Annotated in this window: 22 protein-coding genes and 1 tRNA gene; 15 read left to right on the top strand and 8 right to left on the bottom strand. The window is 59.5% G+C overall.

Annotation, left to right across the window (positions count from 1 at the left end; all coding sequences use genetic code 11):
* Positions 1–20 precede the first annotated feature (20 nt).
* The 5 genes from HL45_RS11820 to HL45_RS11800 all read left to right on the top strand — a co-directional run bounded on the left by HL45_RS11820 (position 21) and on the right by HL45_RS11800 (position 4,011).
* On the top strand, positions 21–950 hold the full coding sequence (locus HL45_RS11820) for a DUF4129 domain-containing protein (RefSeq protein WP_049971295.1): 930 nt from the start codon (positions 21–23) through the stop codon (positions 948–950).
* The gene (locus HL45_RS11815; protein ID WP_049971294.1) at positions 947–1,516 is read left to right on the top strand and encodes a DUF7269 family protein; all 570 of its coding nucleotides are present in this window, start codon (positions 947–949) and stop codon (positions 1,514–1,516) included. The genes HL45_RS11820 and HL45_RS11815 overlap by 4 nt, the downstream gene beginning before the upstream one ends.
* Positions 1,513–2,784 carry a DUF58 domain-containing protein gene (locus HL45_RS11810; RefSeq protein WP_049971293.1) on the top strand — a complete coding sequence of 424 codons (1,272 nt, stop codon included), beginning with the start codon at positions 1,513–1,515 and terminating at the stop codon, positions 2,782–2,784. The genes HL45_RS11815 and HL45_RS11810 overlap by 4 nt, the downstream gene beginning before the upstream one ends.
* The gene (locus tag HL45_RS11805) at positions 2,781–3,386 is read left to right on the top strand and encodes a DUF7519 family protein (protein WP_233274761.1); all 606 of its coding nucleotides are present in this window, start codon (positions 2,781–2,783) and stop codon (positions 3,384–3,386) included. Before HL45_RS11810 ends, HL45_RS11805 begins: the two co-directional genes overlap by 4 nt.
* 70 nt (positions 3,387–3,456) lie before the next feature.
* Positions 3,457–4,011, top strand: a complete 555-nt coding sequence (locus HL45_RS11800; protein ID WP_049971292.1) for a GNAT family N-acetyltransferase — start codon at positions 3,457–3,459, stop codon at positions 4,009–4,011.
* Between the two features lie 35 nt (positions 4,012–4,046).
* On the opposite strand, the gene HL45_RS11795 is transcribed toward HL45_RS11800, so the two are convergent.
* Positions 4,047–4,997: an AAA family ATPase gene (locus HL45_RS11795; protein WP_049971291.1), complete on the bottom strand. Its 951-nt coding sequence runs from the start codon at positions 4,995–4,997 to the stop codon at positions 4,047–4,049.
* A 102-nt stretch (positions 4,998–5,099) separates the two neighbouring features.
* Between HL45_RS11795 and HL45_RS11790 the strand changes: the two genes are divergently transcribed.
* The 3 genes from HL45_RS11790 (at position 5,100) to HL45_RS11780 (ending at position 7,046) form a co-directional block, all read left to right on the top strand.
* Positions 5,100–5,184: transfer RNA gene (locus HL45_RS11790), tRNA-Ser, on the top strand.
* A gap of 279 nt (positions 5,185–5,463) precedes the next feature.
* A complete protein-coding gene (locus tag HL45_RS11785; protein WP_049971290.1) occupies positions 5,464–6,144 on the top strand; it encodes a helix-turn-helix domain-containing protein in 681 nt (226 codons plus the stop codon).
* A 56-nt stretch (positions 6,145–6,200) separates the two neighbouring features.
* Positions 6,201–7,046 carry an alpha/beta fold hydrolase gene (locus tag HL45_RS11780; RefSeq protein WP_049971289.1) on the top strand — a complete coding sequence of 282 codons (846 nt, stop codon included), beginning with the start codon at positions 6,201–6,203 and terminating at the stop codon, positions 7,044–7,046.
* Positions 7,047–7,121: 75 nt separating this feature from the next.
* Here the strand turns inward: HL45_RS11780 and HL45_RS11775 are convergent, their stop codons facing one another.
* On the bottom strand, positions 7,122–7,520 hold the full coding sequence (locus HL45_RS11775; protein ID WP_049971288.1) for a hypothetical protein: 399 nt from the start codon (positions 7,518–7,520) through the stop codon (positions 7,122–7,124).
* Between the two features lie 158 nt (positions 7,521–7,678).
* On the opposite strand from HL45_RS11775, the gene HL45_RS11770 reads away from it, so the two are divergent.
* The gene (locus HL45_RS11770) at positions 7,679–8,734 is read left to right on the top strand and encodes a S66 family peptidase (protein ID WP_049971287.1); all 1,056 of its coding nucleotides are present in this window, start codon (positions 7,679–7,681) and stop codon (positions 8,732–8,734) included.
* Between the two features lie 39 nt (positions 8,735–8,773).
* Positions 8,774–9,202, top strand: a complete 429-nt coding sequence (locus HL45_RS11765) for a CopG family ribbon-helix-helix protein (protein ID WP_049971286.1) — start codon at positions 8,774–8,776, stop codon at positions 9,200–9,202.
* 6 nt (positions 9,203–9,208) lie between these two features.
* Here the strand turns inward: HL45_RS11765 and HL45_RS11760 are convergent, their stop codons facing one another.
* The gene (locus tag HL45_RS11760; protein ID WP_049971285.1) at positions 9,209–9,556 is read right to left on the bottom strand and encodes a DUF192 domain-containing protein; all 348 of its coding nucleotides are present in this window, start codon (positions 9,554–9,556) and stop codon (positions 9,209–9,211) included.
* A gap of 61 nt (positions 9,557–9,617) precedes the next feature.
* On the opposite strand from HL45_RS11760, the gene HL45_RS11755 reads away from it, so the two are divergent.
* Positions 9,618–10,169 (top strand): DUF7097 family protein, encoded by a 552-nt coding sequence (locus HL45_RS11755; protein ID WP_049971284.1) that lies wholly within the window; start codon positions 9,618–9,620, stop codon positions 10,167–10,169.
* Positions 10,170–10,186: 17 nt separating this feature from the next.
* Here the strand turns inward: HL45_RS11755 and HL45_RS11750 are convergent, their stop codons facing one another.
* Positions 10,187–11,392: a cation:proton antiporter gene (locus HL45_RS11750; RefSeq protein WP_049971283.1), complete on the bottom strand. Its 1,206-nt coding sequence runs from the start codon at positions 11,390–11,392 to the stop codon at positions 10,187–10,189.
* 407 nt (positions 11,393–11,799) lie between these two features.
* On the opposite strand from HL45_RS11750, the gene HL45_RS11740 reads away from it, so the two are divergent.
* On the top strand, positions 11,800–13,191 hold the full coding sequence (locus HL45_RS11740) for an NAD-dependent succinate-semialdehyde dehydrogenase (RefSeq protein WP_049971281.1): 1,392 nt from the start codon (positions 11,800–11,802) through the stop codon (positions 13,189–13,191).
* Here the strand turns inward: HL45_RS11740 and HL45_RS11735 are convergent, their stop codons facing one another.
* The 3 genes from HL45_RS11735 to HL45_RS21260 form a co-directional block, all read right to left on the bottom strand.
* Positions 13,192–14,001 carry an endonuclease III domain-containing protein gene (locus tag HL45_RS11735; RefSeq protein ID WP_049971280.1) on the bottom strand — a complete coding sequence of 270 codons (810 nt, stop codon included), beginning with the start codon at positions 13,999–14,001 and terminating at the stop codon, positions 13,192–13,194.
* Between the two features lie 360 nt (positions 14,002–14,361).
* Entirely contained in the window at positions 14,362–14,778 is a 417-nt protein-coding gene (locus tag HL45_RS11730; RefSeq protein ID WP_049971279.1) for a DUF371 domain-containing protein, read from the bottom strand.
* A 32-nt stretch (positions 14,779–14,810) separates the two neighbouring features.
* A complete protein-coding gene (locus HL45_RS21260) occupies positions 14,811–14,966 on the bottom strand; it encodes a hypothetical protein (protein WP_162833877.1) in 156 nt (51 codons plus the stop codon).
* Positions 14,967–15,380: 414 nt separating this feature from the next.
* On the opposite strand from HL45_RS21260, the gene HL45_RS11725 reads away from it, so the two are divergent.
* Together HL45_RS11725 and sppA are read left to right on the top strand one after the other, a co-directional pair.
* Positions 15,381–16,244, top strand: coding sequence for a coiled-coil protein (locus HL45_RS11725; RefSeq protein ID WP_049971278.1), 864 nt, complete (start codon positions 15,381–15,383; stop codon positions 16,242–16,244).
* Positions 16,245–16,301: 57 nt separating this feature from the next.
* A complete protein-coding gene (gene sppA, locus HL45_RS11720) occupies positions 16,302–17,312 on the top strand; it encodes a signal peptide peptidase SppA (protein ID WP_049971277.1) in 1,011 nt (336 codons plus the stop codon).
* Between the two features lie 54 nt (positions 17,313–17,366).
* Here sppA and HL45_RS20435 read toward each other — a convergent pair whose 3' ends face one another.
* A complete protein-coding gene (locus HL45_RS20435) occupies positions 17,367–17,693 on the bottom strand; it encodes a hypothetical protein (RefSeq protein WP_144240072.1) in 327 nt (108 codons plus the stop codon).
* A gap of 149 nt (positions 17,694–17,842) precedes the next feature.
* On the opposite strand from HL45_RS20435, the gene HL45_RS11715 reads away from it, so the two are divergent.
* Positions 17,843–18,931, top strand: a complete 1,089-nt coding sequence (locus HL45_RS11715) for an aldo/keto reductase (protein WP_049971276.1) — start codon at positions 17,843–17,845, stop codon at positions 18,929–18,931.
* The last annotated feature ends 15 nt before the right edge of the window (positions 18,932–18,946 follow it).

Genomic DNA, 18,946 nt, shown 5'->3' with positions numbered 1-18,946 from the left:
CAATCCCGCTACTTGCTACCGTGGACTCTGACACCGCCCGAACTCTCGTAATCGCCCTCCTCTGCGTACTCGCTATCACTCTCGCCGCCGCGACGCTGAACACCGCCGTCACGAACGATGGTGGTGGTCTCGGTACAGGAACCGGTTCGAGCTTTGGCTCTGATGAGGGTGATGACCGCTCAAGTAGGGAGAGTGCAGAACGAGGGGAACTGTCATCTCCGTTCGAATTCCCGTGCTATCCAACTCTCAACTCACCGACCGCGATAGCACTTATTCTCGGACTCTTTTTCCTCGCCGTGGGAATCGGCTACTGGCGAATGGGAACACTCGGTGCTATCGCCGTCATCGGCCCTCTCGGCATCCCGTTGTTGCTTCTCCACGCCCTGCTGACCTCGTGTGAGGCGCCGACGTTCGACGGCCCCAGTTCCGCTTTGCCGAACAGTTCAAACAGCACTCTGCCGGGCGGCGGTTCCCTCGGGTCGGCTGACGGCGCGACGAGCGTGCTAACACCGTCTGTGGCCTTGTTCGTCATCCTCGGAATCGCTCTCGTGGGCGCGCTTGTCCTCCTCGTGAAGAGTTCGAGCGGAACCGAACCGGAAACCTCAACGAGTGAAGAAGTACCCGACGAAGAGGACATCGCTGCGGTCGGACGCGCGGCGGGCGACGCGGCGGACAGAATCGAATCCGACGCGAGCGTCGAAAACGAAGTGTACCGGGCGTGGCGCGAGATGACGACGCACCTCGACGTTTCCGACCCGAAATCGAGCACGCCGGGTGAGTTCGCCGCGACCGCGATGGCCGCCGGAATCGCCCGCGAGGACGTGACCGAACTGACGAACATCTTCGAGGAGGTGCGGTACGGCGGCGAGGATGCGACCGGCGAACGCGAAGAGCGGGCCGTGGCCGCTCTTCGCCGAATCGAGCGAACCTACGCGGAGGACGACGAATGAAAGACCGACCGCTGATAACTGTCGTCGGCATCCTCGCAATCGGCGGCGGACTCGCGGTCGTGTTCGCTCCGGAACTCGCAGGATTCCTTTCGACGGGTGCGATTTTCGTGAAACTCGTGGGCGTGCTGACGCTCGTCCAAGGACTGCGCGTCGTCCAGGGACGACGAAATAACGACCTCTTACAGGCTGAAACCGACGACCCGGAGACGAACGTGACGCTTCCTACCCCGGGAACCGAGTTCGACGAGCGACTCCTGCAAGTTCATTCCGGGCCGCGAAAGGAGCGGTTTCGTGCGCGAAAAAAGCTCAGGGCCACGCTCGAAACCTCGCTCGTCGAAGCAATCGTTCAGCGTGAAGGTTGTTCGAAGGACGAGGCGCGGACGCAGTTGGAAACGGGGGAATGGACGGACGACGCCGAGGCGGCGGCCTTCCTCGGCGGGCCATCCGCACCGCGCCGGTCGTGGCGCGAGTGGTTCCGCCAGTCGTTCGGCGGACAAACGAGGTTCCAGCGGCGGGCGCGTCGAACCGCCGACGCGGTGACCGAATACGTGGAGGAAACCAGATGACGCTCCGAGAAACGAACCGCTGGTACGGCGTGAGCGCAATCGCGCTGCTCGCCGCGGCGGTCGGGACGATTTTCGGCAGTCCGGAGACGCTCCTCGCGGGCGTCATCGGCGTCGCGTTCGCGGCCTACGCCCGAACCGCGACGCCATCGGAGGCGACTCTCAATTTGGCGCGAACCGTCAGCGACACCGACCCGCAACCCGGCGACGAAATCCAAATCGAAGTGGAAATCGAAAATACGGGGGAGAAAATCCTCCCCGACATCAGAGTCATCGACGGCGTGCCAGAAGGACTGCGCGTAACTGCGGGGTCGCCCCGTCTCGGCACCGCACTTCGCCCCGGCAAGAAGGCCGTGTTTTCCTACACCGTCGAATCGGTTCGCGGCGAACACGACTTTGCCCCGGCGCAGGTGTTGGCCCGCGACTTCAGCGGCGCGGTCGAACACGAGTTCGACCTCGCGGATGAAACGACAGTCACCTGTACGCCACAGTTCGAAACCACGGCGGAGGACGTGCCCCTCCGCGAGCAGACGATTCGGCATACAGGCCGGATTGCGACCCGCGAGGGCGGAACCGGCGTCGAGTTCTTTTCGACACGGGAGTATCGCCCCGGTGACCCCCTCTCGCGCATCGACTGGAAGCGAAAGGCACGAACCGGCGAACTGACGACGGTCGAATTTCGAGAGGAGCAAACCGCGACGGTCGTCCTGCTCGTGGACGTTCGCGCAGACGCCTATCTGACACACGACACAGACGACCCCGGTGCGGTCGAACATTCGGTTCGCGCCGTCGGCGACGCGTTCAGCGCCCTCCTCGACAACGGTGACCGGGTCGGAATCGCGTCCTTCGGCCCGGAAGAACTGTGGCTGTCGCCCGGAACCGGCGAGTACCATCGAGCGGAGGCGCGAGAACTGCTCTCGCACGCGGAAGCGTTTTCACGAAAACCGCCCGAGGGGGCGTTCTACTCGACACTGAAACTGCGGTGGCTGAGACGGCGACTCCCCTCGGACGCACAGGTGGTGTTTTTCTCGCCGCTCTGTGACTCCTTCGCGCCGGAGATTGCCCGGCGACTCGACGCCACTGGCCACGCCGTGACCGTCATCAGTCCTGACCCGACGAACGACGGAACGACCGGCCAGCGACTCGCGTGGGCGGAGCGCCAGCATCGACTCCAGTCCCTTCGAGCGAGCGGTATCCGAGTGGTGGACTGGAGCACGGACGACTCGCTCGGCATTACGATGGCCCGGGCAAACCGGAGGTGGCGACGATGAGCGAGATGGATTCGAAGATGGTCAAAAAGAAGAACGCAGAAACTGACTCGGCGGCGGAGCGTGAGACGGAGGCATCCAAGATTGAAACCGAATCGAAGCCCCAAACTGCGGAAATCGACCGTTCGCCCGCCCGCGTCAGCCAACTGCTCGCCATCATCGCGGCGTCGGTCGCCCTCGGAGCGAGCGCGTTCTTCGGCAACGTCGGTTTGGTCGGCGGCTCGCTCGGCCTCGTGTTGGTCGCACTCGGCGTCGTTCGCGGGTCGCGCAGGCTCGTTACGACCGGGAGTTTCGCCCTTCTCGCCGGGGTGCTTTCGGGGGGATTGGCTGCGGCACCGCCCGAACTCATGATTCCCGGCACGATGGCCACCGTGTTGGCGTGGGATTCCGGTGAACAGGCAATCAACGTCGGCGAGCAGTTAGGTCGAGAGGCGGACACCCGAACCCTCGAAATCATGCACGCCGCCGCGAGCACCGTGGTTGCGATTTCGGCGGGCGGCGTCGGCTACGGAATGTACCTGCTCGGAAGTGGCGGACAACCGATGACGGCGCTAGTGTTCCTGCTGATTGCGGCGCTGGCGCTTACGTCTGCACTGCGGGCGTAATCGTTAACTATCACCCCTGACCTGTTTTTATCTCAGAAAATATTTACCGAATCCCACATACAACGGTATCATGCCCGGAGCATCCGTCCAAAGCAGTGAGCGAATCACGCTCAGAACGGTCGAGAAAGAGGATATTCGGTTCATTCAACGTGCAATGGCGAACCCCGAACTCCGGTATCCGATTGGCAATCGTTTGATGAACCAAACGCAACTAGAAGAGCACATTGAAAACGACGATTCCGACCGATTTCTGGTTTGTCTGGAGGAAGGGGAGGCAAGTTCGGAGCAACCCGACGAGGCGGATGTGACGCGGATTGGCGAAGTGGCTGTAATGGACGCCGACTGGAAACGTCCTGAACTCGGCTATTGGCTCGTCCCTGAAGTGCACGGACAGGGGTACGGCACGGAGGCCGTCTCCATGGTCATCGACGACACTTTCCGGCAGTACGATACGCCTGCCATCGGCGCGGAGGCCTACGATTTCAACGACGCATCTCGCGGCCTGCTGGAATCGCTCGGATTCTCCGAGGAAGGCCGTCGTAGAAAATTCATGTTCATCAACGGCGCACATCGCGATATGGTACAGTACGGACTTCTCCGGGATGATTGGCGCGAAGAAAGATAAGCGACCGTTCTATTGCATTCGACCGTCGAACCCTCTCACTCCACCGTCGGCACCGGAACGCTGTCCAGCACCGACTCAACGATTTCGTCCTTTCGCACGTTGTTCACCTTCGCGTCCGGCGTGAGGACGACACGATGGGCGAGGACGGGGTACGCGACTCGCTTCACGTCGTCGGGGGTGACGAACTCCCGACCCTGCATGGCGGCGCGGGCGCGGGTCGCTTCGAACAATCGCTGGGTACCACGGGGCGAAACGCCGACTTCGACTCGGCGGTCGTCACGGGTTTCGCGGGCGATGCTGGCCATGTATTCGATGAGGTCTTCTTCCACGCGAACCGTTTCAGGCACTGACTGGAGGTCGCTGACGAGTTGGTTGTTAAGCACGGTTTCGACGCTCGGACTCTGGCTATGTCTGCTTGCACGCCTGCGGAGCAGTTCGATTTCGCCGTCCTTGTCTGGGTAGCCGAGGCTGGTTTTGACCGCGAATCGGTCAACCTGCGCCTCGGGGAGCGGGAAGGTTCCTTCCTGTTCGACGGGGTTCTGCGTGGCGATGACGAAGAACGGTTTCGGGAGTTCGCGGGTGTCGCCATCCACGGTCACCTGTCGTTCCTCCATCGCTTCGAGGAGGGCGGCCTGCGTCTTCGGCGGCGCGCGGTTGATTTCGTCCGCGAGAACGACGTTGGCGAAGATGGGGCCTTCGTTGAACTCGAACTCGCGGTTTTGCTCGTTGAAGACGTGGGTGCCGGTGACGTCCGCCGGGAGAAGGTCGGGAGTGAACTGCACGCGGCTAAAGGAGAGGCCGAGGGCGGAAGCGAAACTCCGGGCGGTGAGGGTCTTTCCGGTTCCGGGCACGTCTTCGAGGAGAACGTGACCCTGTGCCATCACGCCGAGGAGAACCGTTTCGAGGAACTCACGGTCGGCGATGACGGCGGTTCCAATCGCGTCGAGGACGGAATCGCTCTGCGCGTTCGCGTCTGTAACGTCCATGAAATATGCCGCGACGGCCAGTGATTTTAATGTGGTGGTCAGTAGCGTTTGAATTCGACAAATCGAAACCCATAAAGGCACCAGCGCGGTACTGTGAGATGAGCCGAGATAGCCTAGCCCGGCCAAGGCGGCAGATTCGAAATCTGCTGTCCTCACGGACACGGGAGTTCAAATCTCCCTCTCGGCGTCATTCTACGAGCGCAAAACGGCGAGAGGCATTTATGCCTCTCGCCACCGCGCGAGAAAATGACGGTCGGGGAATTTGAAGTAGACCAGACGCACGCCCGCGGAGCGAGCGAATGCGAGTGAGCAGGAACGTCTGGGCGTGGTTCAAATCTCCTTCCCGGCGCTTTTCCAAACACTACACGACCAGTCGAGGTTTTGCGAGCGACGGCAAGCAAACGTTGGAAACAGTCACCAAGATGTCTTTCAACACACGCATTAATGCCGACAGAAATCAGTATTCATGGGACTCGTCGCCGAATACGAAATTATCTGTGAGCAGTTGCCGTTCGTCGGCGTAGCAGCGGCCGTCCCCGAAGCGACGCTAGAAATCGATATTCAGCCGACACAAGACGGCGGTTATCCACCGTTCATCGTCCACGTCGTCCACGAAACGGTCGCATCGGTCGAGCGTGCCTTCGAATCGTCAGCGTTCGTCGCGGAGTATACGTTAGTCGGGAGAACGAATGAAACCTACCGATATCAAATCTTACCGGCTGTCGGTATGGAAGCGCAACTTGGTGAACGGATCGAGAATCTTTCGGAGCTTCACGCGCTCGCAACGACTGATTCCATCATAGACCGGATTCGAGTCACGCCAACCGGTTGGATTCAAACCGGATGGTTCGCAGACAGGGCGACGTTGGACGAATTTCGTGCGTTCTGGCGACGCAACGGTAGATTCAGACTCCGACGACTCACCCGTGACGACAATGGTGGCGAGATGGGAGACGAACTGACCGACCGCCAGCGAGAGGCGTTCTTGGCTGCCTACGAGATGGGATACTTTGAAATTCCGCGGACGACCTCGCTCGACGACGTCGCAGGCGACCTCGGGATTACTGCGTCGTCACTTTCCGAGCGCCTTCGACGCGCGCAAACGCATCTCGCCGAAGCCATGGTCAGCGCTGCGGATGATATTTAAATGGCCGCATAGATGAGAGACAGTCTTAGCCAAACTGCTCCCGAATTTGTACATCGATGCAAACGGTTACTTCTGCCGACGGAACAAGCATCGCATACGAACAATACGGAGACGGGTCGCCACTGATTCTCCTTCATGGCGGCGGCACGCGACGCTACTGGAAGCCAATCGTTCCCCAGTTCGCGCACGACTACACCGTCGTCGTTCCCGACCGGCGAGGGCGCGGGGACAGCGATGACGCCACGCAACGGGACTCTGCGTGTCTTGGTTCGAAACCGCAGCAAAGCACGGGGTACTGCCTCGAACGCGAAATCGAAGACGTGCATGCAATCATCGACGCCGTCGATGGCGATCCGATCCTGTTCGGACACTCGTTCGGCGGTCTCCAAGCGATAGAAACCGCCCGAACTGCACCGATCGAGAAACTCGTCGCCTACGAACCGTCAGTGCTCACCGGTGAATACAGAGATCAGGCTAATCTCGTCGCCCGGATGCAATCCCAACTCAATGATGGAAGACGTCGTGACGCAATGAAGATCCACCTTCGGGAGGTCATTCACGGTGGTAAGTGTGAAAATATTGACCAATGGCTCCAAGAATGGCCAGCGTGGCCTGCCTGTGTTGAACACGTGGAGAATACGGTTCGGATGGATCGTGCCGTCGAGCGGTACAGTCTTCCCGCTACCCCGGATGTCGATTCACCGGCGCTCATGCTGACCGGAACCGATGGCCCTGCTCATCTTCGAGATAGCGTCCGCGTAGTCAACGAGGCCCTCCCGAACAGTCGACTCGTCGAATTCGAGGGTGTCAGTCATTTCGGCCCGACGGAAGCACCCGACCGCGTTACGGCAGCAGTTCGTGATTTCATCGACACGGAGGAGACACGGAATCGGATGGCGTAAGAGTGCGGCTTCGCCGATACTGTGGCGACGCTTTCGCGCTTTGAAATACCTCCCTCCAAATCTTCCGTCCGCCATTCAGAACAACAACAGGAAGTTATGGACTCCGAGAAGACCGTACCACGCGCCTGCGGCGAGATAGGTCGTGGTTCGGAATGCGGCGGGATAGCCGTCGGGAGTCCAGTCGTCGGGAAGCAGTCGTTTGATGATCAAACCGCTTTCGGCGAGAATCGCCACGCCGATGACGGCGAGGATGAGCGTGATAAGCGACCCCTCGACTCGTCCGAACGTCTCCATCAGTGTCCGTGTAAGCCAGACGGATTCGAACACGTCGTCGCGGAGATGGAGGACTGTGACGGTGCTCACGGCGTCGAGCGTCTTCCCGGCGATGAGTGCCACCAGCAACCACGCTCGTTTCGGGGCGTGGGTTGCCCACCCATCGGTGGTCCCGTATCCTCCCACGGAGCGGTTTGACATGGGTTTACTAACGATAGAATCCGACTTTGTTATGGCACGGTTAAGCGCGAAATAGGGAACGACTGCCGATTGCAGCCCGAATTAACAGATGATTAGGTGGGAAAAGCTCCCCAGTCAGGTGAGAAACTACTTGTTTGTGTTTCACAAATGTGTCACAAATGAACGGTTTCACCGTCCCACCGGCGCTCGAACCGGGTGACGATATCGCCATCGTCGCGCCCGGAACCAGCCTTGCAGAGCCGTTTCCGCACGTGTACGAACTCGGTTTGGAACGTCTGAAATCGGAGTTCGGGCTGAATCCGGTCGAATTTCCGACCGCGACGAAGTCGCCAGAGTGGCTGTACGACCACCCTGAAGCGCGGGCGGAAGACGTGATGGATGCGTTTTCTGACTCGAACATCAAAGGTGTGGTTACGGTCATCGGCGGGGCCGACCAAGTGCGAATCCTGCCGCATCTCGACACCGATGTCCTCCGCGAGAATCCGACACGATTCTACGGAATCAGTGACAATACCAACCTCCAGACCGTCCTCTGGAACGAGGGCATCGTTTCCTTCTACGGCGGCACCCTGTTCACGGACTTCGCCATGCAGGGGTCGATGCACGACTACACCGTCGAACATTTAAAACGGGCGATGTTCGAAGATTCGTTCGGGGAACTTCGCCCCGCCGAGGAGTTTACCGACGAGGATTTGGACTGGGCCGACCCGAAGAATCTCGACAAGCGACGCGAGATGGAACCCAACCCGGGTTGGCAATGGCGCGGGGGTGAGGAGTCAGTGACGGGGCGAACGTGGGGCGGCAGTCTGGAAATCGTGGACATGCAGTTGTCGGTGAGTCGCTATCTGCCCGACCCCGAGGAACTGGATGGAACCGTGCTCCTGCTCGAAACGTCCGAGGAACTGCCGAGCGAGTTTGACGTGCGCTGGGTGCTGATGGGAATGGGTGAACGCGGCCTCCTGTCCCGTTTTTCGGCGGTACTCGTCGGGCGGGCGAAAGCGCGGTCACACGAGGTTCCCAGGCCACCCGAGGAACGCGAAGCGTACCGCGAACGCCAGCGCGATGCAATCGCCGACCTCGTCGCGGAGTACAATCCGGATGCGCCGGTCGTCTTCGACCTCGATTTCGGCCACACCGCCCCTGTCGCGCCGATTCCCGTCGGCGGAGAAGTTACGATTGACCCCGGTCGCGAGCGAATCCAGTTCGAATACTGATAACAAGATTCTAATAGCGAATGGGGACTGAGTTAATACATGACCGTCGTCAGCGTCTCCATGCCGGACGAACTGCTCAAACGAATCGACCAGTTCGCGGACGAACACGGCTACACCGGGCGAAGTGAAGTCGTCCGTGAGGCCAGTCGAAACCTCCTCGGCGAGTTCGAAGACCGCAGACTCGAAGACCGCAAACTGATGGGTGTCGTCACGGTGATGTTCGACTACGAGACGACGAACGTGGAGGAACGAATGATGCACCTCCGGCACGAACACGAAGGCCTCGTGGCGTCGAACTTCCACAATCACGTCGGCGACCACTACTGCATGGAACTGTTCGTCCTCGAAGGAATGCTCGAAGAGATTTCGGCCTTCGTCGGAAAGATTCGCGCGACACAGGACACCCTCACCGTCGATTACTCCGTTACGCCAGTAGATGGATTCACGCCGTTCCCCGATGCGGACTGATTTTTTCTATTCGGCCAACCGAACCGAATCGCCGATTTTCACGTCCGACGCGCTTCCTGCCGGAAGTTCGAACAGAGTGTCCGCCCGTGCTTTCGCCAATCCAGTCCACGCTGAAAGCCGTTCGACCTGCTGAACTTCTCCGCCTTGCGTCCAAATTACGTCAAGTGAAAACGGGACAAACACCATGTGGACGTCCCGCGAGGCGACATCGTCGAACCGAAAGGCAAGAGCGTAATCGTCTGGAATCGACCGGCGGAACATCAGCCCGCGGGCTTGGGTGAGAAACGAGTCCGCCGTCTCAACGTTTTCTGCGAGCGGTTGCGACTGACCATCGGATTCGTGTACGACGCGCACGACCCACACTGCTCAGGAAGGAAACAAAACGTTTGTGCGACGGCGACGCCACGACTCACTCATGGAGAAAACCCCGTCGGGAACCGCCGTGGGCGTGGACGACCCCTACGACCACGCCGGACTCTGTGACCATCTGACCGACGAGGGGCGGTGTCGATACGCCTTCGAATACCCACAGCACGACCCCGAATTTGCGGAAGAGCGCCGGGAAGAGGAGTTTGCGTGTCCGGTCGCAAACCCTGACGGGGATTGGAACTGGGGTGACTGCCCGCATTTTCGCTGTCGAAATCGGGAGCGCCAATGCATTCGCTGCGGACTCAAAGAGCGCCGGATGGCCCACTCCGACGAGCGACCGCTGTTGGAAGAACACCACCTTTCCTACGCGAGCGACGGCGAAACCCTGAGCCACGAGATTACGGTCTACCTCTGTCGCTGGTGCCACGCGAAAGTCCACAAATCGTGGGCGCGAATCGACGACGACGTGAACCCCGATCCGGAAGCCATGGCGGAAGCGGAAGGCCGCCGAAGCAAAGAGCAGATGGAAACGGGATTCGAGTCCGCCGCGAATCGCTACGACGTATCGGACTCGGACGGCGGGAGTTCGTCGGAGTGAAATCGCTACATGTTTGACTAACTCGATTGCCCCGACTGCCCCGATTGCGTCCCGTTTTTCGCCTCCGCGCGGTTGACCGCCCGTTTCAACAGCGAGGGCGTCAGAAGCACGGAAATCACGAAGACGACCAGATAGGCGACGAAAATCCGGTTGCCGACGATTTCCTGCGAAACGCCGAGTGCGACGATTGCGATTCCGGATTCGGAGCGCGGAAGCAGTGCGAAGCCGAAAATCAGCGAATGCTCGCGGGGGCCGCCAGCGAGGAGATTGCCGACATAGCCTGCGATGAAGTTCGAAAGGAGGCCGAGAACGGCGAAGACGATGATGAACGAGTTGAGCGTCAAATCGGCGAGATTCATTCGCGCGCCGATGGCGACGAAATAGAGCGGGATGAACACGCCGTAGGCGATGCCGTAGATGTTCGACTGGAGGCTTTTGCCTTCGAGTCGCTTGTTCGTGGAGACGATGAGGCCGACCGAGAGAGCACCGATAAAGTAGGAGAGGTTCACCGCGTCGGAAGCGTAGCCGAACACGAAGAGAAGGCCTAAAATGCCGATGAAATCTGCCTGATCTACCTTGGATTTTGCGAGCAGGTTCGCAATCGGGTCAAGGAGGAACTTGTAGAACACGCCGAGGGCGACGAAAAAGAGGGCAGCGAGGCCGAGCGCCGAAACGGTCGCGCTCGCTCCCCCGCCGACGAAAAACAGCGGGAGAATCGAGATACCGAGAAGACCGATAACGTCGTCCACGGCGGACGCGCCGAGAATCCATCTGCCGTACTGGGTGTCGAGTTTATCGAGCGAGAGGAGGGTTCTGACGACGATAGAGACGGAAGTTACGGAGAGAATGAGGCCAAGGTAGAGACTCGATTCGAGTCCGAAGCCGTATCCGGTTCCGATAGCGAACCCGACGACGAAGGGAATGATGACACCCGATAGACCGATTATCAGCACTGGTCGAAACGCAGCGAGCAGTTGGTCTAAACTGATTTGCTGATAACCTGCGTCGAAAAACAGCAGGAGGCCACCAATGGTTGCGATGAGGATAAACGGGTTGTTCTGATTGGTGTTGCTGATGAGCATCAGTACGGATGGGCCGAGCAGGATTCCCGCGACGATTTCGCCGAGGAATCCGGGTTCGCCGAGTCGTTCGAACGCCTCGCTCAGAACTAGCGAGAACAGGAGACTCGCCCCGATGACGAGGAACAGTTCGAGCGAGGACATCTACGACACCCTCACGGTCGGTCTTTTGTCACGCTCGAATCTCATGTGGCGCAGAGTGTCGGCAACTGTCGTGATAAGTATGCGGCGCGTATATTCGGAAACGCTGGATTGACTGCACGATAAATGGAAAACGAGATGCACGAGACGAATCGACGTCGGGACGGAGCGTCGTCGAATATTCACCGAGTTCAGGAACCAGCACGATTTTGAGTTCGTAGTCGGATACCTGCTTCGTCACCTCGTTTTTGTCGTTCGTCATGTGCCCCTGTGTCATATTACACCGAGCCACGCACAGCTTTAATCTTAATTCATTTACAAGGTTTCTCGAATTCACTAGAATATCTCCCCTTTCTCGACCTTGCATTTCCCGCCAAAGCGTACATGGGAATCGGCGGTGTTCATCGACTATGGAAAGTCTCAATCCGGCAACTGAAGAGGTAATCGAGACGTTCGATGCGGACGACGAGCAGTCGGTTGACGAAAAACTCAAACAGGCACACGAAACCTACGAAGAGTGGAGAGAACGACCTATCGAGGAACGCCAGCGACTCATCTCGAAAGCCGGTGATGTTCTCCGCGAAAACAAGCAGGAATACGCCGAGATGATGACGAAGGAGATGGGCAAACCCGTCAGCAGTGCGGTTTCCGAGGTGGAAAAATGTGCGTGGGTCTGTGACTACTACGCCGAACACGCGGGCGAATTTCTCCAAGACGAACGTATCGGCACTGAACCGGGCGTGGAAAGCTACATTTCTTACGAACCGCTCGGCCCGGTGCTCGCGGTGATGCCGTGGAACTTCCCGTTCTGGCAAGTGTTCCGGTTCGCCGCGCCAAACCTCACCGCGGGCAACGTCGGCCTGTTGAAACACGCCTCGAACGTTCCCCAGTGCGCCCTCGCAATCCAAGACGTGTTCGAGAAGGCGGGCTACCCGGACGGTGCGTTCACCACGCTCCTCGTCGGTTCCGACACCGTAGAGGACGTTATTTCGGACGATCGAATCGCGGCGACGACGCTCACGGGAAGCACGGGAGCAGGGCGGTCTATCGGCGAAAATGCGGGCAAGAACCTGAAAAATTCCGTCCTCGAACTGGGCGGAAGCGACCCGTTCGTCGTGCTCCCCGATGCGGACATCGAGGACGCCGCACAGACCGGCGCGCAGGCCCGGTGTATCAACAATGGGCAGTCCTGTATCGCAGCGAAGCGGTTCGTCGTCCACGAGGACGTGTACGACGAGTTCATGGAGAAATTCACCGAAGCGATGGAGTCGATGACTATCGGCGACCCGATGGACGAGGACACCGACATCGGCCCGCAGGCCCGCGAGGATTTGATGAAAGGACTTCACGAGCAGGTCGAAGACAGCATCGAGGCGGGCGCGACCCTCGAACTCGGTGGGAAACCCCTCGACAGGGAGGGGGCGTACTACCCGCCGACGATTCTGACTGGCGTGCCGGACGAAAGCCCTGCGGGCGAAGACGAGATGTTCGGCCCGGTTGCGTCCGTATTCGAAGTCTCGGACACAGAGGAGGCAATCGACCGCGCCAACAAAACCCGATTCGGACTCGGTGCGAGCATCTGGACGCAGGACAAAACGCAGGCGAAGGAGGTCGCCCGCGAAATCGAGTCCGGAATGGTGTTCGTCAACGAACTGGTCAAATCCGACCCGCGACTGCCCTTCGGCGGCGTCAAGGACTCGGGCTACGGGCGCGAACTGGCCCATCACGGGATTCACGAGTTCGTCAACGAGAAAACGATGTGGGTGACGGACGTTTCGGACACCGACGAGATGGTGGAGTAATCAGTCGGCCTCCGCCGGGTCAACCACGTCTTTGCTCTCGGAATCCACACCGACTTGCTCGCACAAATCCGACATCGGACAGGCTTCAGGGCCATCCAAACACGCAGGCTTGCGGGCGGAGCAATACTCACGCCCGAACTGAATACTGGCGGTGTGCCCGAAGCCGCATTTTTCAGCGGGAACCTCGCGCTCCAACACTTCTCGCACTTCCTCGTGGTCTGCGTCCGCGGGCGCGATGCCGAGTCGGCGATAGATTCGATGGACGTGCGTATCGACCGGGAAGACGCCCGCTTGACCGCCCGAAAACAGCAGGACGCAGTCCGCCGTTTTCGGCCCGACGCCGTTCATGTCGAGGAGCGCCTGCCGCACTTCGCTCGATTCTTCTTCCGTCACGAATCGGTCGAAGTCAGTCGCACTACCGTAGTTCGCCAGAACCTCCTCGCCCGCTTCGATAAGTACGTCGGCTTTCTGATTGTAGAGGCCCGCCGAGCGAATCGTGTCCGCGAGTTCGGCGTGTTCAGCGTGCGCGAGCGATTCGGCGAGGTCGGCGTCGTCCTCGTCGTATTTTCCAAGCAGGTCGTCGTGGGCCGGTTGACTGGCCACGTCGCTCGTGTTCTGGCTGAGAACGGTTCTAACGAGACAGATGAAGGCGTCCTGTCCGCCGTAGGTTTTCTGCCAGTACAGTTCGCCGAGTCGGTCTACGACCTCCTCGACGCGGTTGTCTGCCTCGCCGGGGTCGAAGACATCGGCGATGCCGCCGCCCTCGGAACCCCCGCTGATGTTTTCTGTCGGCTCCGGACCGTCGCTCATGAGATTGGGTTAGTACCCGATTTGCAATTAGGTTCCGGCGAACACTACCAGACAGTGATTTCGAATTGTAGCTTCGTTGGACTTCAAACAGCAGTGCCGAACTGCTAGCTGTTTCCGACTCCAATCAGACCACCATCGCTTGCTCGCGGTTTCACCGTCGTCTCGCGGCTTTGCCGCTCGACTGTCCGCGGAACGAAGTTCCGCGCTACTCACTTTCGAGATTTTTCCGAAACCTCGTATGCCTCGTCCTCCCCAGCCTCTTCGTTCACTGCGCTCACTCGTCCCTCGCGCGAGTCGCTTCACTCCCGCGCGCCACCGACCAAGCACAGTCGAGAGCGCACCGACACTGACACAGTCTTCTTACGAATCGACGGTCACCGTCACCGTAACGTCCGCACCCTCCGCCAAGACCGACACCAGTTCTCTGTCGAAGCCCTCGGCGGCAAACTCGCAGCCGACGACGAACGTTCGCTCGTCGATGTAGTCGCTGGTTCGACCGACCATGCTTCGGTCGCTGTCGAGTTCGAAATCTGGATGGCCTCGTCCGGAAACCGTTTGTTCGTAGCCGTCCGCTTCGATGGTCATGGTAATCGCGGCGTCCGCGCTTCCGCAGGCCTCGACAAATTCGGGGTCGAAATCGGCGGGGGTGCGGTCGGCCTCGATGGCGAGGATGCAGTCCCCGGCGGGCGTGAGAAAATCGTCCGTCGTGATTTCGAAGGTACTCGCGTGTTCGGCGCTCACGTTCTCGTGCCCGCGTGCGTGAATAACTTCTTCCATGCAGTCCGCTTTCCGTGGGGACTACTTCAGGCTCATCCTTTCGTGACGGTGACGGTCACCGCGCCACAGTCGCATTCGTAAGCGTGGCGGGTTCCTGCGCTCGTCTCCATCGTGAGCATCAACTGGTGCTCGGCGAGGTCGCGGTCACATCCGGCCGCTTCGCAGGCACACCGCAGGGTTTCAATCATACATCGTCCTTGGCGCGCTACCCACGTTAAATCGACCCGTGTCCGGAGTGAAAGTGAAAGTGTAAGGAAGAACCCGCCCATCGGTGGTTTTCGGCAACTATTGCGCTGAACTTTCTCGTAGTATGTGAATAATCACTTGCGTATGCCACCTGTTATTTATATATCGTCGTTTCGGCGTGTGTCAACCGTTTCCACGGGATACGGGGCGTGTGCTATGCGTTTACACATATTTTGAGGGCACAAACTTTAAATAGCTATACCGAATATCTGGTAGTACCTGAACGCTTCCGGCGTCACGGCAGCACCGCGCGTCAACCAATGATACGGGAATATTGTACTGGACTGGTTGGTTATCACAGAACAGTAGCGATGCTACCGTACACCGGAGCGGAAGGAACCGAGGTTTAACTAAGAATGGTAAGCGTAACAGAAGAGGATCTTCAGAACAAGTCGAAAGGTGAACTCATTAAACTCGCAGGACAGCTCCGTGACCGGCGGAACGAGCTGAATCAGAAGGCGAGCAAACGTGCGTCCAAGCGTGACGATCTCAACGCAAAGACGCGAGAAAAGGTGGACGAAGCGCAGGAACACCGCGAAAAGCGTGATGAACTGAACGAGCAGGTTCAGGAACACAAGAAACTGCGCAACGAACTCAACGCGGAAGCAAACGAACTGTTCGAGCAGGTCGAAGACCGCAAGTCCGACCTCGAACTCGACGAGGGAAAAGACCTCGAACAGCTCAAAAAAGAAATCGAAGAGCTTGAGTTCAAACAGCAGACCGAAGTGCTGTCCACCGAGGACGAGCGCGAACTCATCGAGAAAATCGAGGCCAAACGCGACGAATACCAGAGCCGCAAGGGAAAGCTCGAACAGAGTGACGACCTTGAGGAACTGGTCGAAGAGGCAGAAGAGGTTCGCGCAGAAGCGAGCACCCACCACGAGAAGGTGACGGAACTCGCAGACAGCGCCCAGCAGCACCACAACAAGATGATCGAGGCCTACCGAGAGGCCGACGACATCCGCGACGACGCCGACGAGATGCACGAAAGCTTCGTGGAGGCCCAAGAGGCCGCCGACCAGCACCACGAGGATTTCGTCCGCGTCCAGAAGCGTCTGCGCGAACTCGACAAGAAAGAAGAAAAGGAGCGCAAGTCCGAGAAGGCCAAGGAGCGAGAAGAAGCCAAGGCCGAGGCCGAGGAAATCTACCAGCAGTTCAAGGAAGGCGAAACCCTCGACACCGAGGACTTGATGAAGCTCCAGAAGACCGGTCTGCTCTAAGTTCTGTGGATTCTCTCTCGGCGAACGTTTAACGCGGTCGAACACGCATTTTCTCGCATGGCAGATAACTCGAAGGGACGACGCCGTCTCGTCGTTCTCGTTGGGATAGTGCTCACAGTCGCGGTCGCGTGGTGGCTGTTTTACGCGGTACCGAACTCGCTCGTTGACCTGTTCGGCGTCCTGCTCGTAATCGTTTCCGCCGTCCTCGGCGCGCGGTTCGTGGGACGACTCGCGGCGCACCGATTTCCGGACTACGACGTGGCGGAAGTCGCCGTCTCCGGCCCAATCAGTCGGGACGGGCGCGGAAGGACTCCCTCGGCGGGCGGCACGCCCGCGGACGCAATCGTGGAGCAAATCGAGAAGGCAGACGAAGATTCGAACGCACAGGCACTCTTGCTCCGGTTGAACACACCGGGCGGCGAAGTCGTCCCGAGCGAGGACATTCGTCTCGCGGCGGAACGGTTCGACGGGCCGACCATCGCCTACGCGACCGACGTGTGCGCGAGCGGCGGCTACTGGATTGCCAGCGGATGCGACGAACTGTTCGCCCGAAATGCCAGTCTCGTCGGAAGTATCGGCGTCATCGGGTCGCGGGTGAACGCCGCGGATTTGGCGGACAGGTTCGGCCTCTCCTACGAGCGATTCGCGGCGGGTAAATACAAGGACGCGGGCATCCCCTTGAAAGAAATCGGCGAAGACGAACGCGAATACCTCCAAGGGCTCATCGACGGCCTGTACGACGATTTCGTCCAGCGTGTAACTGCAGGGCGGGATTTAGACCCCGAAACCGTGCGCGAGACGGAAGCCCGGGTCTATCTCGGCGACGAAGCCCACGACCTCGGCCTCGTGGACGAACTCGGCACGCGCGAGGACGTAGAGGAGCGAATCGCGGAACGACTGGACGTTCCCGAAGTTTCGGTACAGGAGTTCGAACCGCGCCAACCACTGCGCGAGCGACTGAACGTCGGCGCACAGGGTGTTGCCTACTCGTTCGGCGCTGGCGTGGCGAGCGCGTTCGGCGGCGACGACGGCAAGCGAGTGGAGGGCTTCGAATTTCGCGTTCGATAGGGACGAAAACAGCGATTTAGAGACTAGTTGCGCAATTGGGTTTGGCCGTGTTGGTTATGTAACTGGGGTCGGTCGTCTGGCGACTACTGTCGATGTTTTTCCGTGACGACTACTGATGCCGCCACTGTAACCGCCACCGCAACCGCAGGGTGGGCAGATCGTGGCCTGCCCGCCCAACCCAAACTCGACCAGCCGATTTCTGGGTGAAAATTCGTCCTTCTGAAATCGACTGCAAGACCGACTGGTCACTTGGGGGGGGGCGAGTGCGGCGCACTCCCCGCCTGCGATTTCGATTTCGGTTTCGGTTTCGATTGCGATTGCGATTGCGATTGCGGTGGCGGAGGTGGGTGCGGAGATGGAGGCGGGTGTGGAGGCGGTCATTTGTTGTCGGCAGTAGATACCGACAAATCAAAACCCCCAACCTCAATCCGTCATCTCGGAACGAACCTCGCCAATCAAAACCGACAGTCACGAACCACGGACAGTCCATCAACCCCGTGTTTTTACCGTACAATCGACTACCACGAAGCATGGCCACTGAATCGGGAACCCACGCCTACCGGAACGAACACGGCGATGAGTTCGGACGAACGTACTTCCGCCAACTCGGCGATTTCGCGGTGTCGAGCGTCGGGGTGGGAACCTACCTCGGCGACCCGACCGACGAGGTAGACGAGGCGTACCACGACGCGATTACGACGGCGCTGGCTGGCGGTAGCAACGTCATCGACACTGCTATCAACTACCGCTGTCAGCGAAGCGAGCGCGTGGTGGGACAGGCCCTCGTCGACAGCGACGTTGACCGCGAATCGGTGTTCGTGGCGACGAAAGGTGGGTTCGTCCCCTTCGACGGCGAACGACCGGACAATCCGGGGGAGTTCGTCAAAGCGGAGTACGTCGATTCCGGACTCATCGACCGCGACGACCTCGTTCGCGGGAGTCACTGTATTGCTCCCGACTACATCGACGACCAACTGAATCGGTCGCTGGACAATTTGGGGGTGGACACCATCGACTGTTACTACGTCCACAATCCGGAGACGCAACTGCTCGAAAAATCCGAGGAGGAACTGTACGACCAACTCGAAGCCACGTTCACTCGACTCGAAGAGCGTGCAGACGCGGGCGATATTCGCCACTACGGCATCGCAACGTGGACTGGGTTGCGAGTTCCGCGGGGACACGACGACTATCTCTCGCTTCCGGAAATCGTCTCGCGGGCGAGGAACGCGGCGAAAACAGCGGAAAACACGACGACGCATTTCCGGGTCGTCCAACTTCCGTTCAACGTCGTCATGGCCGACGCGTTCACCGTCGAATCCCAAGACGGCCCGGAGGGCGACCAGAGCGCGCTCTGGTTCGCCCACGAAGCGGGATTGAACGTGATGACCAGCGCGAGCATCGCACAAGGTGACCTCGCTGAAGAACTTCCGGAGGACGTGGCGGAACGACTGGACGGCGACACGACCGCTCAACGGGCCATCAACTTCGCTCGAAGTGCCCCCGGTGTGACCTGTTCGCTCGTCGGTGCGAGCGACGTGACGCACGTCGAGGAGAATCTGGATGCCGGTCGCTTCGACCCGATGGGCGCGAACGCGTTCGACGCCGTCTTCGAATGATTTGAAACGTTTATT

Origin of the sequence: Haladaptatus cibarius D43, from assembly GCF_000710615.1 — an archaeon.
In the GTDB taxonomy this organism is placed as follows: Archaea; Halobacteriota; Halobacteria; order Halobacteriales; family Haladaptataceae; genus Haladaptatus; species Haladaptatus cibarius.
This window is presented reverse-complemented; position numbering and strand designations above follow the sequence as displayed.

Bases quoted from the DNA above. Each gene is read 5' to 3' on its own strand.
- HL45_RS11815 (WP_049971294.1), top strand. From the start codon at position 947: ATGAAAGACCGACCGCTGATAACTGTCGTCGGCATCCTCGCAATCGGC.
- HL45_RS11810 (WP_049971293.1), top strand. From the start codon at position 1,513: ATGACGCTCCGAGAAACGAACCGCTGGTACGGCGTGAGCGCAATCGCG.
- HL45_RS11805 (WP_233274761.1), top strand. From the start codon at position 2,781: ATGAGCGAGATGGATTCGAAGATGGTCAAAAAGAAGAACGCAGAAACT.
- HL45_RS11800 (WP_049971292.1), top strand. From the start codon at position 3,457: ATGCCCGGAGCATCCGTCCAAAGCAGTGAGCGAATCACGCTCAGAACG.
- HL45_RS11795 (WP_049971291.1), bottom strand. From the start codon at position 4,997: ATGGACGTTACAGACGCGAACGCGCAGAGCGATTCCGTCCTCGACGCG.
- HL45_RS11785 (WP_049971290.1), top strand. From the start codon at position 5,464: ATGGGACTCGTCGCCGAATACGAAATTATCTGTGAGCAGTTGCCGTTC.
- HL45_RS11780 (WP_049971289.1), top strand. From the start codon at position 6,201: ATGCAAACGGTTACTTCTGCCGACGGAACAAGCATCGCATACGAACAA.
- HL45_RS11775 (WP_049971288.1), bottom strand. From the start codon at position 7,520: ATGTCAAACCGCTCCGTGGGAGGATACGGGACCACCGATGGGTGGGCA.
- HL45_RS11770 (WP_049971287.1), top strand. From the start codon at position 7,679: ATGAACGGTTTCACCGTCCCACCGGCGCTCGAACCGGGTGACGATATC.
- HL45_RS11765 (WP_049971286.1), top strand. From the start codon at position 8,774: ATGACCGTCGTCAGCGTCTCCATGCCGGACGAACTGCTCAAACGAATC.
- HL45_RS11755 (WP_049971284.1), top strand. From the start codon at position 9,618: ATGGAGAAAACCCCGTCGGGAACCGCCGTGGGCGTGGACGACCCCTAC.
- HL45_RS11750 (WP_049971283.1), bottom strand. From the start codon at position 11,392: ATGTCCTCGCTCGAACTGTTCCTCGTCATCGGGGCGAGTCTCCTGTTC.
- HL45_RS11740 (WP_049971281.1), top strand. From the start codon at position 11,800: ATGGAAAGTCTCAATCCGGCAACTGAAGAGGTAATCGAGACGTTCGAT.
- HL45_RS11735 (WP_049971280.1), bottom strand. From the start codon at position 14,001: ATGAGCGACGGTCCGGAGCCGACAGAAAACATCAGCGGGGGTTCCGAG.
- HL45_RS11730 (WP_049971279.1), bottom strand. From the start codon at position 14,778: ATGGAAGAAGTTATTCACGCACGCGGGCACGAGAACGTGAGCGCCGAA.
- HL45_RS21260 (WP_162833877.1), bottom strand. From the start codon at position 14,966: ATGATTGAAACCCTGCGGTGTGCCTGCGAAGCGGCCGGATGTGACCGC.
- HL45_RS11725 (WP_049971278.1), top strand. From the start codon at position 15,381: ATGGTAAGCGTAACAGAAGAGGATCTTCAGAACAAGTCGAAAGGTGAA.
- sppA (WP_049971277.1), top strand. From the start codon at position 16,302: ATGGCAGATAACTCGAAGGGACGACGCCGTCTCGTCGTTCTCGTTGGG.
- HL45_RS20435 (WP_144240072.1), bottom strand. From the start codon at position 17,693: ATGACCGCCTCCACACCCGCCTCCATCTCCGCACCCACCTCCGCCACC.
- HL45_RS11715 (WP_049971276.1), top strand. From the start codon at position 17,843: ATGGCCACTGAATCGGGAACCCACGCCTACCGGAACGAACACGGCGAT.